15 protein-coding genes are annotated in these 14,663 nt (G+C 68.2%); 7 read left to right on the forward strand and 8 right to left on the reverse strand.

Annotated elements, in window-relative coordinates; genetic code table 11:
- Window positions 1-29 precede the first annotated feature (29 nt).
- The 7 genes from E0H45_RS32260 (at window position 30) to E0H45_RS32290 (ending at window position 7,159) form a co-directional block, all read left to right on the forward strand.
- Window positions 30-1,376: a glutamine synthetase family protein gene (locus E0H45_RS32260; RefSeq protein WP_131344457.1), complete on the forward strand. Its 1,347-nt coding sequence runs from the start codon at window positions 30-32 to the stop codon at window positions 1,374-1,376.
- Window positions 1,357-2,064 carry a gamma-glutamyl-gamma-aminobutyrate hydrolase family protein gene (locus tag E0H45_RS32265; RefSeq protein ID WP_131344459.1) on the forward strand — a complete coding sequence of 236 codons (708 nt, stop codon included), beginning with the start codon at window positions 1,357-1,359 and terminating at the stop codon, window positions 2,062-2,064. Before E0H45_RS32260 ends, E0H45_RS32265 begins: the two co-directional genes overlap by 20 nt.
- Window positions 2,061-3,407 (forward strand): aldehyde dehydrogenase family protein, encoded by a 1,347-nt coding sequence (locus E0H45_RS32270; RefSeq protein ID WP_131344461.1) that lies wholly within the window; start codon window positions 2,061-2,063, stop codon window positions 3,405-3,407. Before E0H45_RS32265 ends, E0H45_RS32270 begins: the two co-directional genes overlap by 4 nt.
- Window positions 3,408-4,184, forward strand: coding sequence for a 3-oxoacyl-ACP reductase (locus E0H45_RS32275; RefSeq protein WP_131344463.1), 777 nt, complete (start codon window positions 3,408-3,410; stop codon window positions 4,182-4,184).
- A gap of 9 nt (window positions 4,185-4,193) precedes the next feature.
- The gene (locus E0H45_RS32280; RefSeq protein WP_131344465.1) at window positions 4,194-4,913 is read left to right on the forward strand and encodes a FadR/GntR family transcriptional regulator; all 720 of its coding nucleotides are present in this window, start codon (window positions 4,194-4,196) and stop codon (window positions 4,911-4,913) included.
- A 124-nt stretch (window positions 4,914-5,037) separates the two neighbouring features.
- The gene (locus E0H45_RS32285) at window positions 5,038-5,982 is read left to right on the forward strand and encodes a zinc metalloprotease (RefSeq protein WP_131344467.1); all 945 of its coding nucleotides are present in this window, start codon (window positions 5,038-5,040) and stop codon (window positions 5,980-5,982) included.
- Window positions 5,983-6,028: 46 nt separating this feature from the next.
- Window positions 6,029-7,159, forward strand: a complete 1,131-nt coding sequence (locus E0H45_RS32290; protein WP_131344469.1) for a D-alanyl-D-alanine carboxypeptidase family protein — start codon at window positions 6,029-6,031, stop codon at window positions 7,157-7,159.
- On the opposite strand, the gene E0H45_RS32295 is transcribed toward E0H45_RS32290, so the two are convergent.
- From E0H45_RS32295 to E0H45_RS32330, 8 genes are all read right to left on the reverse strand, one after another.
- Window positions 7,153-8,217: a YihY/virulence factor BrkB family protein gene (locus E0H45_RS32295; protein ID WP_131344471.1), complete on the reverse strand. Its 1,065-nt coding sequence runs from the start codon at window positions 8,215-8,217 to the stop codon at window positions 7,153-7,155. The genes E0H45_RS32290 and E0H45_RS32295 overlap by 7 nt on opposite strands.
- 28 nt (window positions 8,218-8,245) lie before the next feature.
- On the reverse strand, window positions 8,246-8,758 hold the full coding sequence (locus E0H45_RS32300) for a 2'-5' RNA ligase family protein (protein ID WP_131344473.1): 513 nt from the start codon (window positions 8,756-8,758) through the stop codon (window positions 8,246-8,248).
- Between the two features lie 8 nt (window positions 8,759-8,766).
- Window positions 8,767-9,828, reverse strand: a complete 1,062-nt coding sequence (gene trpS, locus E0H45_RS32305) for a tryptophan--tRNA ligase (protein ID WP_131344475.1) — start codon at window positions 9,826-9,828, stop codon at window positions 8,767-8,769.
- A 75-nt stretch (window positions 9,829-9,903) separates the two neighbouring features.
- Window positions 9,904-10,308 carry a hypothetical protein gene (locus tag E0H45_RS32310; RefSeq protein WP_202872636.1) on the reverse strand — a complete coding sequence of 135 codons (405 nt, stop codon included), beginning with the start codon at window positions 10,306-10,308 and terminating at the stop codon, window positions 9,904-9,906.
- A gap of 57 nt (window positions 10,309-10,365) precedes the next feature.
- Complete coding sequence (locus tag E0H45_RS32315) at window positions 10,366-11,373, reverse strand: iron-siderophore ABC transporter substrate-binding protein (protein ID WP_131344477.1); 1,008 nt, start codon at window positions 11,371-11,373, stop codon at window positions 10,366-10,368.
- A gap of 48 nt (window positions 11,374-11,421) precedes the next feature.
- On the reverse strand, window positions 11,422-12,765 hold the full coding sequence (ngcE, locus tag E0H45_RS32320; RefSeq protein ID WP_131344479.1) for an N-acetylglucosamine/diacetylchitobiose ABC transporter substrate-binding protein: 1,344 nt from the start codon (window positions 12,763-12,765) through the stop codon (window positions 11,422-11,424).
- A 12-nt stretch (window positions 12,766-12,777) separates the two neighbouring features.
- Window positions 12,778-13,671 (reverse strand): carbohydrate ABC transporter permease, encoded by an 894-nt coding sequence (locus E0H45_RS32325; RefSeq protein ID WP_131344481.1) that lies wholly within the window; start codon window positions 13,669-13,671, stop codon window positions 12,778-12,780.
- On the reverse strand, window positions 13,668-14,663 hold the full coding sequence (locus E0H45_RS32330) for a carbohydrate ABC transporter permease (protein ID WP_131344483.1): 996 nt from the start codon (window positions 14,661-14,663) through the stop codon (window positions 13,668-13,670). The genes E0H45_RS32325 and E0H45_RS32330 overlap by 4 nt, the downstream gene beginning before the upstream one ends.

Genomic DNA, 14,663 nt, shown 5'->3' on the forward strand with positions numbered 1-14,663 from the left:
AACAGACCAATAGAGCTCCGGGAGTGGCCGTGTTGGGTGTTGAGGAGTTGCGCAGGCTGGTCGAGGCCGGCGAGGTCGACACGGTGCTGGTGGCGATCACCGATATGCAGGGACGCTTGCAGGGGAAGCGGTGCGGTGCGCGGTACTTCCTGGAGGAGGTGCTGAAGCACGGGACCGAGGGCTGCAACTACCTGCTGGCGGTCGACGTCGACATGAACACCGTCGACGGCTACGCGATGTCCTCCTGGGAGCGCGGGTACGGCGACATGGTGATGGCGCCCGACCTGGACACACTCCGTCTGGTGCCGTGGCTCGAGGGCACGGCGCTCGTGCTGTGCGACGTACAGTGGCTGGACGGTACGCCGGTGGTCGCGTCGCCGCGGCAGGTGTTGCGGGCCCAGCTGGACCGCCTCGCGGAGCGCGGACTCAAGGCGTACGTCGGGACCGAGCTCGAGTTCATCGTGTTCGACGACACCTACGAAACCGCGTGGGACAAGCGATACCTCGGCCTGACCCCGTCGAACCAGTACAACGTCGACTACTCCCTCGTCGGCACCTCCCGGATCGAGCCGCTGCTGCGCGACATCCGCAACGGCATGACCGGCGCCGGCCTGTACGTCGAGTCCGCGAAGGGCGAGTGCAACTTCGGCCAGCACGAGATCGCGTTCCGGTACGACGAGGCGCTCGCGACGTGCGACAACCACTCGATCTACAAGACCGGCGCCAAGGAGATCGCCTCCAAACACGGCAAGAGCCTGACGTTCATGGCGAAGTACGACGAACGTGAGGGCAACTCGTGCCACATCCATCTGAGCTTCCGCGCCGACGACGGCGACCCGGTGCTCGCGGGTGACGAGGACCACGGCTTCTCCCGGCTGATGGAACACTTCATCGCCGGCCAGCTCGCCTGCCTGTCCGAGTTCACGTACCTGCTGGCCCCGAACATCAACTCCTACAAGCGTTTCGTCCCCGGCAGCTTCGCGCCGACCGCGATCGCCTGGGGTCTCGACAACCGCACCTGCTCGCTGCGCGTGGTCGGCCACGGCGACTCGCTGCGCGTCGAGAACCGCCTCCCCGGCGGCGACGTGAACCCGTATCTCGCGGTCTCCGCGATCATCGCCTCCGGCCTGCACGGCATCGAGAACGAACTGGAGCTCGAGCCGCTGCTGGAGGGCAACGCGTACGAGTCCGACAAGGAGCACGTCCCGACCACGCTCCGCGAAGCCGCCGCGCTCTTCACCGGTTCGAAGCTCGCCCGTACGGCGTTCGGCGACGAGATGGTCGACCACTACAGCAACGCCGCACGCGTCGAGCTGGACGCGTACGACGCCGCCGTCACCGACTGGGAGCGGGTCCGTGGGTTCGAACGCCTCTAGACGCCCGCGCATCGGCATCACGACGTACCTGGAGCCGGCGGCCTGGGGTATCTGGAAGCGGGAGGCCGCTCTGGTTCCCCAGGTGTACCTGGATGCGGTGGTGGCGGCCGGAGGGGTGCCGCTGCTGCTGCCGCCGGTCGGTACGGATCCGTCCGTCCTGGAGATCCTCGACGGACTGGTGATCGCCGGTGGGTGTGACGTCGATCCCGGGTCCTACCAGGCGACTCCGCATCCGGAGACCGTCGACACCCGGCCGGGACGCGACGACCACGAGGCCATCCTGATCCGCGCCGCGCTGGATTCTGACGTTCCGTTGCTCGCGATCTGCCGTGGTCTGCAGATGCTGAACGTGACGCTCGGCGGCACCCTGCACCAGCACCTGCCGGACGTTGTCGCCCACGACGCACACCGCCCGGAGCCGGCGACCTTCGGCACGGTCGAGGTGAAGACCGAGCCCGGCACCCTCACTGCGCGGATCCTCGGCGAACGCGCCGACGGCAGTTGCTACCACCACCAGGCCCTCGACGTCGTCGCACCGGGGTTGAAGGTCACCGCCCGCGCGGACGACGGGACGGTCGAGGCGGCCGAGGTGGAAGGCCACGACTTCGCGCTCGGGGTGCAGTGGCATCCGGAGGAGAACCCCGAGGACCTGCGGTTGTTCACCGCACTGATCAGGAGCACTTCATGACGTATGACGTGATCAATCCGGCCACCGAAAAGGTGATCCGGACGATCTCACTTGCCACGCAGGACGATGCGGACGCTGCGATCGCCCGGGCCGCGAAGGCCTTCGAGACCTGGCGGGACGTGACGCCGGCCGATCGCGGGCGGCTGCTGCGGCGGTTCGCCGACGCGGTCGACGCCGACCTGGAGAACCTGGCCGCGCTGGAGGTCGAGAACGCCGGCCACACGATCGGCAACGCGCGCTGGGAGGCGGGCAACGTCCGGGACGTGCTCACCTATTACTCGGCCGCCCCGGAACGCCTTTTCGGAAAACAGATTCCGGTTGCCGGCGGCATCGATGTCACGTTCCAGGAACCGCTCGGCGTGGTCGGCGTGATCGTTCCGTGGAACTTTCCGATGCCGATCGCCGGATGGGGTTTCGCGCCTGCACTGGCGGCCGGAAACACCGTTGTCCTGAAGCCCGCCGAGCTGACCCCGTTGACGGCGATCCGGCTCGGTGAGCTCGCACTGGAGGCTGGTCTCCCGCCCGGCGTCTTCGAGGTCGTACCCGGTAAGGGAACCGTTGTCGGAAACCGTTTCGTCACGCATTCCGCGGTCCGCAAGATCGTTTTCACCGGCTCGACCACAGTCGGCAAGCAGATCATGGCCGGCTGCGCGGACCAGGTGAAACGGGTGACGCTCGAGCTGGGCGGCAAGTCGGCGAACATCGTCTTCGCCGACGCGGATCTCGAGAAGGCTGCCGCGCAGGCGCCGTACGGCGTGTTCGACAACGCCGGGCAGGACTGCTGCGCGCGTTCCAGGATCCTCGTCGAGCGTTCGGCGTACGACCGGTTCCTGGAGCTGCTGGAGCCGGCGGTGAAGAACTTCAAGGTCGGCGATCCGAGTGATCCGGCGACCGAGATGGGGCCGTTGATCTCCGCGGGGCAGCGCGAGCAGGTCGCGTCGTACGTCGAGAACCCCGCGTTCCAAGGGACTGCGCCGAGCGGGCCCGGGTTCTGGTTCCCGCCGACAGTGCTGGCTCCTCCGAGCGAGCGGGCGGTGCGGGAGGAGATCTTCGGGCCGGTGGTCGCGGTGATCCCGTTCGCGGACGAGGCCGACGCGCTGCGGATCGCGAACGACAGCGAGTACGGGCTGTCCGGCTCGATCTGGACCTGCGACGTCGGCCGCGCGCTGAGGGTCAGTCGTGGTGTCGAGGCCGGGAACCTCTCGGTGAACTCGAACTCGTCGGTGCGGTACTCGACGCCGTTCGGCGGTTACAAGCAGTCCGGCCTCGGCCGGGAGCTCGGCCCGGACGCGCTGGCCGCGTTCACCGAGACCAAGAACATCTTCATCAGCACGGAGGACTGAATGGACGTCAAGGCTCATCGGCTCGAAGGCCGGGTCGCGATGGTGACCGGCGGTGCGAGCGGGATCGGTCTGGCCACGGTACGGCGGCTCGCTGCAGAGGGAGCGCACGTCGTGATCGGCGACCTCGATCCCGCCGCGGGCAAGGACGCCGCGGACGAGGTCGGCGGGCTGTACGTGCCGACCGACGTCACCGACCCGGCCGCGGTCGAGAACCTGTTCAAGCAGGCCTTCGACACGTACGGCGCCGTGGACATCGCGTTCAACAACGCCGGCATCTCACCGCCCGACGACGCGTCGATCCTGGACACCGGGCTGGACGCGTGGCGCAAGGTGCAGGAGGTCAACCTGACGTCGGTGTACCTGTGCTGCAAGGCCGCGATCCCTTACATGCAACGGCAAGGCCGCGGGTCGATCATCAACACCGCGTCGTTCGTCGCCGTGATGGGCGCGGCGACCTCGCAGATCTCGTACTCCGCGTCGAAGGGCGGCGTCCTCGCGATGAGCCGCGAGCTGGGCGTCGAGTTCGCGCGGCAGGGGATCCGGGTGAACGCGCTCTGCCCGGGGCCGGTGAACACTCCGCTGCTCACCGAGCTCTTCGCGAAGGACCCCGAGCGGGCCGAGCGCCGGCTGGTCCACGTCCCGATGGGCCGCTTCGGTGAGCCGGAGGAGATCGCCGCCGCGGTCGCGTTCCTGGCCAGCGACGACTCCTCCTTCATCACCGCCAACACGTTCCTCGTCGACGGGGGAATCTCGGGCGCCTATGTGACACCGATCTAGTGTTGGGCCATGGTCGTTCAGGCAGATGACGCGGTGTTCCGGCCGGTACGGGCCGGGAACCCGTTCGAGGAGACGGTCGAGCGATTGCTGCAGGCAATCAAGCTCGGCGTCGTCGTGCCCGGCGACCGGCTGCCGCCCGAGCGCGAGCTCGCGACCCGGCTGAACGTCAGCCGGGTCACGCTCCGCGAGGCGATCCACGCCCTCACCGAGGCCGGCTACGTCGAGTCCCGCCGCGGCCGGTACGGCGGCACGTTCGTGAACGAGAACCTCCCGAAACCCCGCCGTACGCCGGCCAAACGCCTGGCCCGCGACCTCGCCGGCGGCCTCGACGACGCCCTCACCCTCCGCTTCGTCCTGGAAACCGGCGCCGCAGAAGCCGCCGCGTCCCGCACCCTGACCCCCGCCGAACGCGACCACCTCGAACGCTGCCTGGCGGAAACGTCCGCGGCCCGCCTGGCCGACTACCGCCGCCTGGACTCCCGCCTCCACCTGGCCATCGCCGAAGTCACCGGCTCCCCCTCCCTGACCTCCGCCATGGCCGACGTCCGCATGCGCCTCAACGAACTCCTGGACGCCATCCCCCTCCTAGAACGCAACATCCAACACTCCAACGAACAGCACCGAGCCGTCGTCGACGCGATCCTCGCCGACGACCCCGACGCCGCCCGCCGCACCATGCAAGAACACCTGGCCGGCACCGAAGCCCTACTCCGAGCCTTCCTCGAATAGCGCTCGGCGTGGTGGTGCCGTGGCACTGGGGAGTCAGGGAATCGGTTGGCAGGTGCCGGGATGGTGGGGAAAATCGCCGGATTCGGCCGCACCGCCCAAAGCGGCCCGATTCTGGAGGACCGCTATGCGATCTTTCGTTACCCGTCCCCGCGCCCTGGCCGTTCTGCTGGCCGGTACGGCGCTCGCGTTCTGTCCGCTCGCTGGACAGGCGACTGCCCAGTTGCCCGTCGACGCGACCGGCAACCCGGCCTGTTTCACGCCGGAGCAAGGTGCCGCCGCGCGTGGCGGCTTCGGTGCCGACCACCGGGAACTGTCGGCGGCCGAGCAGAAGGCCATCGACGCCAAGACAGCGCAGATCCTGAAGGCCAAGGCAGCCCGCGGGCTCGCTCCGCAGGCCGGCACGCTGGCCGCGGCGAGTGTCCCGGTCTACATCAACGTGATGCGGAGCAGCAGCGGTGCCGGTGATGTCACCGACGCACAGATCTCGCAGCAGATCGCCGAGCTGAACCAGGACTTCGCCGGTCAGGAGTCGTCGCAGGCCGCGAACACCGGCTTCACCTTCTACCTGGCCGGGACCTACCGGTACAACAACAACCAGTGGCACAACGACCGGCAGAGCACCCAGTACCGGTCACAAACGCGCAAGGGTGGCAAGAACGCCCTGAACATCTGGCTGGTCGACTTCTCGTACCTCGGCATCGCGACGTTCCCGTGGGACTACGCGAGCAACCCGTCGATCGACGGCATCCGGGTGCAGTACACGTCCCTGCCCGGCGGTTCGGCGACCAACTACAACCTCGGCAAGACCGCGTCCCACGAGGCCGGCCACTGGTTCGGGCTGTACCACACGTTCCAGGGTGGCTGCACGAGCACGAACGACTCCGTGGCCGACACCCCGGCGCAGAGCAGCTCGTCCAGCGGCTGCCCGGAAGGCCGGGACTCCTGCTCGTTGTCGGGTCTGGACCCCATCCACAACTACATGGACTACTCGTACGACTCCTGCTACAACCAGTTCACGCCCGGCCAGTCAACCCGGATCAGCAACATGTGGACCGCCTACCGGGCATGAGACCCTCCTGTGACATCTGCACCATTCTCCAACTAGAGTTCCCGCGATGCGTTTGCTTCTGACGGCCTGCGCAACCACCGCACTGGTGGTCGCCGGACCTCTGACAGCGACCGCCGCCGGCCAGGCCCCACAGGGCCCGGTCGGCGGCGACCTGCTGACCGCGAAGCCGACGGTGGTCGCCAACGGGGCGGCACCGCCGGCAGTCCAGGCATCGGCGTACGTCGTGGCCGACGTGGACACCGGCCAGGTGCTGGCGGCCAAGGCGCCGCACGCGCAGCTCCGCCCGGCCAGCACCCTCAAGACGCTGACCGCGCTGGTCCTGCTGCCCCGGTTGAAGAAGACCGATCCGGTGGTCGGTTCCGACGCCGACGCCGGCATCATCGGCAGCAAGGTCGGCGTGTACCCGGGCCTGCACTACACCGTCGACCAGCTGTTCCAGGGCATGTTCCTGGCCTCCGGGAACGACGCCGTACACGCACTGTGCGCCCACGACCAGGGCGGCGTACCTGCGACCATCCAGCGGATGAACGCGAAGGCCAAGGATCTCGGCGCGCTCGACACCCACGTCACCGACCCGACCGGGCTGGACGCTGACGGGCAGTACTCCAGCGCCTATGACCTGGCCCTGTTCGCGCAGGCCGGGCTGACCCGGCAGGACTTCGCCACGTACGCGTCGACGAAGTACACGAACTTCCCGAACGCCGGCAACAAGGGCACGTACCAGGTCGCGAACCAGAACAAGCTGCTCTTCAACTACGACGGCGCGCTCGGTGTGAAGACCGGCTACACCACGCTGGCGCGGAACACGTTCATCGGCGCCGCCCGCCGCAACGGGCACACGCTGGTGGTGACGATGATGAACGCACCGCACGGCATCACCGAGGACGCGAGCAACCTGCTGACCTGGACGTTCACCAACTACGGCAAGCTCAAGCCGGTCGGCACCCTGGTCAAACCGGCCGTCGCGCCGCCGAAGACCCAGCCGGAAGGAAAACCGGCCGCCAAGCCGGGTTCGGGTACGGCGGGCCGCCCGCAGGCACGCACCGCACTCAATCCCGGCCAGGCGGTCCAGTCACTCGCCCTCCGCGTCCCCGGCTGGGCGTACGCCGCACCGCCCGTACTACTCCTCGGCCTCTTCCTGCGCCGCCCCCGAGCCCTACGCCGCCGCCGTCACTGACGCCGGACGGAGCGCACCGCTCGGATGCCCTGTACGGCAAGAGTGGTGAGGGTTACGCCTAGGACCGCGCCCGCCGCGACCGCAACGGTGTCTGCCTTGCGCTCCGGGATCGGGACGACCTTGTAGCGCTTGCCGGGCGGCCCGAGCAGCAGCGGCTCGACCTCGGCAGGCCCCGACGGGAGCTCAGAGGGCTCAGCGGGCTCAGCGGCCTTGGCGTCGAGCGTCGCCTCCTTCGTCCAGGCCGCGACCAGCATGATCACCCGAGTCATCAGGTAGATCCACACCAGCAGCGCGAGCGGCAACGCCAACGCGCCGTACGCCGCGTTGGCGCCGATCACGTGGTCCACGTAGAGGTTGCCGAGCCGCTGGGCGAAATAGAACACGATGCCGCCGGCGAGCGCGGCGATCAGCGACACCTTGCGGGGCAGGAGGATGCGCGGCAGGGCCGTCTGCAGGTACAGGAACAGCACGGCGCCGGCGGCGACCCCGATCACCACGCTGATCAGGGCGAGCCCCCAGTGCGCCAGCCAGGTGCCGTCGAGGTCGGCCCAGTTGACGACCCGTTCGGACAGACCGGTCAGAACCGACGACGCGCCGGTAGCGATCACCCCGATCAGACCGAGACCGACGAGTGCGCCGAGGTCCACGCCCTTCAGCTTGATCGCGTTGCCCGGTTCGTCGTCCAGCTCGTGCATGGAGCGGATCGAGGCGCGCAGCGAGTCGATCCAGCCGAGGCCGGTGAACAGCAGCGAGATTCCGGAGACCAGACCGATGGTCCCGGCGTGCGCGATCAGTGCGTCGATGTCGATCCGGTCGCCGATACCGGGCAGGTTCTGCTTCAAGGCGTCCTTCAACGCCTCGATCGCGTCGTCACCCAGCAGCGACCCGATGATCGCCGCGGCCAGCACGATCAGCGGGAACAGCGACAGGAACCCGAAGAAGCTCGTCGCCCCGGCCAGCCGGTTGCCGCGACGGTCGCCGTACCGCTTCCACGCCCGCCACAACTGCGTCCGCTGGAACCGCGCCCAGACCGCCTTACCCCGCTGGATGACGCTCATTTATCTCCTGTACCCCGAGGACCGAGGCTCAGCCTGCCAGCGGGAAGGAGCGCTGGGGGCGCCACACGCCGTCGGCGCCGTGTTCGTAGCGGCTGAAGTGCTCCACGTCGAACGCGCAGTCGTACTCCGACAGGGCGTCGTACGCGCGGTCGAGCGCGTCCTTGTCCAGGTCGTGCGCGACCGTGACGTGCGGGTGGTACGGGAACTTCAGGTCGACCTTCAGCGGGCCGGAGCGGACCTGCGACTGCAGCACCTCGCACGACGAGATGCCCTCGGCCAGCGGCACGAACACCACCGGCGAGATCGGCCGGAAGGTCGCCGTACCGCGCAGCCTTATCCGGAACCGCGGGAACCGGGCCGCGACCGCGAGCAGGTGCTCGTCGATCTTCGCCAGGTCGTCGGCCTCGATCTCGGTCGGGGGCAGCAACGTGACATGGGTCGGGATCGACGCGGCCATCGGATCACCGAAGTCGGCACGGTACTTCTGCAACTCCGTGCCGTACGGCTCCGCGATCGGGATCGCGACACCGATCGTGGTCATCGGCGGCCCTACCGGCCCGAACCCAGCGCCGGGCCGGGGACGAACCCGAGCCGGTCGTACACCCGGGCCAGCGTCGGCTCGGTGACCGCGCGGGCCCGCTCGGCGCCGGCCGCGAGGATCGCGTCCAGCTGCGCCTTGTCGTCGAGGTAGCCGAGCGTCTTCTCCCGGAACGGGGTGACGAACTCGACCACGACGTCGGCGAGGTCCTTCTTGAAGTCGCCGTACCCGCGACCGGCGTACTCGTCCTCGAGCTCGCTGATCTTGCGGCCCGTGAGCGCCGAGTAGATGGTCAGCAGGTTGGCGACGCCGGGCTTGTTCTCCTGGTCGAAGATCACGTCGCGGCCGGAGTCGGTGACCGCGGACCGGATCTTCTTCGCGCTCGCCTTCGGGTCGTCCAGCAGGTCGATGATCCCGGCCGGCGACGAGCCGGACTTGCTCATCTTCGCGGTCGGGTCCTGCAGGTCGAAGATCTTCGCGGTCTCCTTGACGATGTACGGCTCGGGGACCCGGAAGGTCTTGCCGAACCGGTGGTTGAACCGCTGGGCCAGGTCGCGGGTCAGCTCCACGTGCTGGCGCTGGTCCTCACCGACCGGAACGCGGTCCGCCTGGTAGACCAGAATGTCCGCGGCCTGCAGGATCGGGTACGTGAACAGGCCGACGGTGGCGCGGTCGGCGCCGCCCTTGGCCGTCTTGTCCTTGAACTGCGTCATCCGGCTGGCCTCGCCGAACCCGGTGATGCAGCCCATCACCCACCCCAGCTGCGCGTGCTCGGGCACGTGCGACTGGACGAACAGGGTGGACCGCTCCGGGTCGATCCCGGCCGCGAGCAGCTGCGCCGCGGATCGGCGGGTGCGCTCGCGGAGGGCCTTCGGCTCGTACTCCACGGTGATCGCGTGCAGGTCGACGACGCAGTAGAACGCGTCGTGGTCGTCCTGCAGAGCCACCCACTGCCGCAACGCGCCGAGGTAGTTGCCGAAGTGGAAGGAGTCCGCCGTCGGCTGGATCCCGGAGAGCACGCGGGGGCGTCGCTGGGAACCGGCTGCGGAGGGGTCAGACGCAGCTTGGGACATGGACCCGATTCTGCCAGCGGCGTCAGTCCAACCCACACCCGGGCGGGTTATCAGTCATATCTCAAAGACTATGTGTCACCAGGACCAGCCTCGGGCGGCCAGTTCCTGCTCCTCCTGCCAGCGTTTCTCCTCCGAGCGTTTCTGCTCGGCCTCCCCCGGGCAGCCGGCCAGCCGGCAGGCCTCGTCGAGGAGGTCGTCGTACGCCGCCTCGAGGGCCATCAGGCGATGCGCGCGAGCGTAGACGTGGGGCGTGGACTCGATCCGCCGGATCTTGCCGGCCAGATGCCCCAGGCGGGTCTGCAGCCAGAGCGTGTCGAACGGGTCCGGGTCCGGGACCGGATGCCGGTGCAGCCGGTCCGCCATCCGCGCCGTACGGCTCTGGAGGCCACGCCGCCACCGTGACGGCGGCGGGTTCGGCAGCAGCAGGCTCAGCAGGACGCACAGCATCAAGAACAGGACCAACGCTGCCAGCCATGCCATCGCTCTCACTCCCCACTCAGAGCGTACGGCGAACCAGCCGCCTCAGGCGATGGTGTTTTACCCGTTCGTCGCCGGATTCCCGTCGACCGCGGCCGCCAGCTTCGGGACCAGCTCGTCGAGCACGATCGGCAGGCTGAGCACGGACACGAAGCTGGTCGCGCCGTACAGCTGGTCGTCGTAGTTCTCCTCGACGAACACGTCCCGCCCCTCGGTCCGCACCTTGAGGTTCTTGTAGAGCGGGTCCGCCTTCAGCTTCGCCGTACCGCCCTTGGTCGGGAACCAGACCAGCGCCTGCTGATCGAGCAGCGAGATCCGCTCCGCGCTGATGTTCGCGCCGAACTTGTCGCCGATCGCCTTGTCCAGCCCGGACGGCAGCACGAACCCGAAGTCGGTCAGCAGCCGCGACCGCGGATCCTGCGTGCCGTAGATGAAGTAGCCCTCGTACGGCGAGGCCATCAACGCCGTCTTGTCCTTGAACCCGGGATGCTGTGCGCGCACCTCGGAGAACCGCGTCTCGATCCCCTTCACGAGCTCGTCGGCCTGTGCCGGCTTCCCCACCGCCTGCCCGACGGTCCGCGCCACGACTTGCCAGGACACGCCGTAGTCCGGTACGCCGGCCGGCTGCGCGACCGTCGGCGCGATCGCGGTCAGCTTCTGGTAGTCGTCCGCAGTGATCCCGGCGTACAGCCCGATGATCAGATCCGGCTGCAGCGCCGCGATCTTCTCGAACTGCAGGCCGTCCTTGTCGCTCAGCACCTGCGGTACGGCGCCGTCGCCGAGTTTCGCCTTCGCCCACGGGAACAACGCGCCCGGCTTCTCCCCGAACCACTCGGTCGTCGCCACCGGTACGACGCCGAGCGCGAGCAGCGCGTCCTGCTCGACCAGACCGACCGTCACGACCCGCTGAGGGGCCTGCTTGACGACAGTGTCGCCGTACTTGTTCTTGATCGTCACCGGGAAGGCGCCGCCCTGCTCACTCGCTGCCTGGGGGGCTTCGTCGTTCCCGCCTCCGCACCCGGTCAGGGCGAGCAGGAGTACGGCCAGGAACACCAGCAGGCGGCGCATGGAGACCTCACAGGGACTAGGTTAGGTTGCCCTAACCTAACCCAGTCCTCAGTCCCGGTGGTACTTCGTGACCGCGTTGTCCTGTTTGAGCTTGTCGGCCGCGGCCTGGATCCGCGCGGTCCACTCGGACTGCTGCAAACCACCGGCCATGAACTGCCCGGTGGCCGCTGCGGCCGCGATCGCGAACTCGGGGTACCAGTCGTCGAAGTACCACGTGATGAGCTGATCGCCGGCCGAGGCGAGCAGGTCGCGGGCCGAGCTGAGCGCAGTACTCATCTCCAGCCCATCGGCCGCCCCGCGGACGATGGTGAGCTGACTCGACTCCGACGTGACCTGCGCCGCGACGTCCGCCGACAGCATCGCCCGCAGGTACTCGAGCCCGCCGGCCTTGTTCTTCGCCTTGTCCGGCACGAGGACCGGCGCGGTCGCCGCGACATGGAGCCCACTGGCGAGCGCGGGCGACGTGTCCAGCGGCGGTACGGCGAACATCGTCAGCGCGAAGTCCTGCGGGACCAGGCCCTTCATCTCGTTCTCGAGCCAGTTGCCGCACGGCAGCATCCCGACCTTGGCGGCGAGGAGGCGTTTCTGCGACCCGATGTGGTCGTAGTCCGCGGTCCCCGCGGCGAGCAGCCCGCGCTTGGTCAGCTCACCGACCGCGTTGATCGCCTTGGTGACGCTCTCGTCCTTCCAGGCGCCGTCGTCGAGGTTGTCGATCCGCTTCACCACGTCCGGGCCGCCGGTCTTGGCGGCGAGCGTCAGCACCAGTTCCAGCAGGTAGTACGGATGCGTGCCGGCGTACATGAACGGGCCGAGACCGGCCGCCTTCATATCGGTGCCGAGGGCAAGCAGATCGGTCCAGGTGCGCGGCACCTCCCAGCCGTTGCGCTGGAACAGGCTGGCCGAGTACCAGATCCCGTAGACGCTCGCGATGTAGTTGACGGTGCGCTGCGCCCCGTCGTACCGGCCGAAGTTCAGCATGTCGGGCAGGAGCTGGTCCTTGACCGTCGCGGACTGGTTGTCCCAGGACGGTGCGTCCAGCAACTGCTGCAGGTCGGTCAGCTGATCTTCCTTGACCAGCCGGCCGAGCTTCAGCGCGTCGTCGCCGGTGCTGAGCACCAGGTCGGGCGGGTTGCCCGCGGCGAACCGGGGCAGCAACTGGTCGGACAGTTGCGGTGTCACCTTCGGCGTGACGACGGCGGCCGCATACTTCTTCCGGTACGCCGCCGCCGCGAATCCGCCGTACTCGTCACTGATGACCAGGTCGACCGGAGCGGTCCCGTCCACGGTGAACGGGTTCTCCTTCGACACCGGCGGGGCGACCGGGTCGCCGGTGCAGCCACTCAGGACCGCACCGGCCAACGCGCCCTGCAACAAAGTCCGCCGTCTCAGCATCACCGCAGGCTATTACTTCACGCCTCCGGCGGTCACGGAGACCTGCAGCTGACGCTGGAAGATGATGTAGACGACCAGAACCGGTGCCACAGTGATCACCACGGCCGCGAACAGGGCGCCGAAGTCCACCGCATAACCGGCTTGCGATGCGAACGAGGCCATGCCCTGCGAGAGCACGTAGTTCTTCGAGTCGGTGTTCAGGGCAACGGGAAGCAGGAACTGGTTCCACAACCCCAGGAAGTTGAAGATGGCGACCGACGCCATCCCCGGCCGCGCCATCGGCAACATCACCGCGAAGAACGTGCGCCACTCCCCGGCCCCGTCGATCTGCGCCGCCTCGTAGATCTCGCCCGGCAGCGCCTTGAAGAAGCTGTGCAGGAAGAAGACGGTGAACGGCAGCGCGAACGCGACGTAGGTGATGATCAACCCAGGCAGGGTGTTGAGCAACGAGAGGTTCTTCAGCACGAAGAACAGCGGCACGATCGCCAGGAACACCGGGAACGTCAGCCCGGCCAGCATGGAGTAGTAGATCAGCCGGTTGCCCGGGAACGTGAACCTCGCCAGCACGTACGCGCACATCGCGCCGAGGATCATCACCAGCACCAGCGCGCAGCCGACGACGACCACCGTGTTCACGAAGTAGCGGCCGATGCCGGCCGTCGTCCAGGCGTTGGCGTAGTTCTCGAACCGCAGCTTGCCGGGCAGCGAGAGTGGGTTGCCCAGGACCTCCTGGGTCGACTTGAACGACGACAGCAGCGTCCACACCAGCGGCAGGATCACCAGCAGCGACCACAGGATCAGCGCGACGTGGGCGGTCGTGGCCACGCCCCTGCCCTCCGGGGCCCGCTGGCGGGGCGCGCGGGACGCGGCCACGGGCTCGGCCCGGTCGGCGGTGGTTGTCGTCATCGGCGTTCCTTCACTTTCCGCTCACGTCCGCCGGTCAGGGCGTTCACCGTGAAGACCACGAGCGCGAACAGCATCGTCACCGCGGCCAGGACCACGCCCATCGCCGTCGAGTAACCGAACTGGCCCTTGGTGAAGGCCGTGGTGAACAGCTGCTGGGGCATGACCAGGGTCGAGTTCTGCGGCCCGCCGCCGGGGTTCAGCGCCTGCATGTAGACGAAGGCGTCGAGGGCCGCGATGCCGAGATAGATGTACGCCGTCTGCACGTTGTCCCGGATCAGCGGCACCGTGATGGACACCGCGCTCCGGAACCGGCCGGCGCCGTCGATCCGGGCCGCCTCGAACACCTCGGGCTCGATGCCCCGGATGGCGGCGATGAACAGCACCATGTAGAAGCCGACGAAGCCCCAGATCATCACGAACATCGACGCCGGCATCGCGGTCCGCGCGTCACCGAGCCACGCGTAGTTCTCGAACTGGTGCAGCCCGATCTTCGACAGCACCGCGTCCAGCACACCCGAGCCCGGCGTGAACACCTGGGCCCAGATCAGGCCGATCACGATCGCGGGGATCACGTACGGGAAGAACGAGACGATCCGGTAGAAGCCGGCGTACTTCAGTCCGCGGACGGTGCCGGTGCCCGAGCCGCCGATCGTCACCAGCGTGGCAAGGGTCAGCGCCAGCACGATCGTCACGATCGGCACGACGATCGCGAGCAGGATGTTGTTGCGTACGGCCTTCAGGAAGATGTCGTCGTGGAACAGCTTGACGTAGTTGTCGAAGCCGACGAAGTTCATTCCCGAGGTGAACCCGGACCAGTCGGTCAGCGAGTACCACAGGGCCTGCACGAACGGCGAGACCACGAAGATCACGAAGACCGCCAGCGGCAGGCCGAGGAACACGACCATGAAGCTGGCCCGGTCGAAGGTCAGCGGCCGGCGCCGCCGGGTGACGGACCGCTTGGGTCCGCCTCCCGGCTCTGCCTCTTGCGTCAT

It is taken from the genome of Kribbella soli (assembly GCF_004331345.1).
In the GTDB taxonomy this organism is placed as follows: domain Bacteria; phylum Actinomycetota; class Actinomycetes; order Propionibacteriales; family Kribbellaceae; genus Kribbella; species Kribbella soli.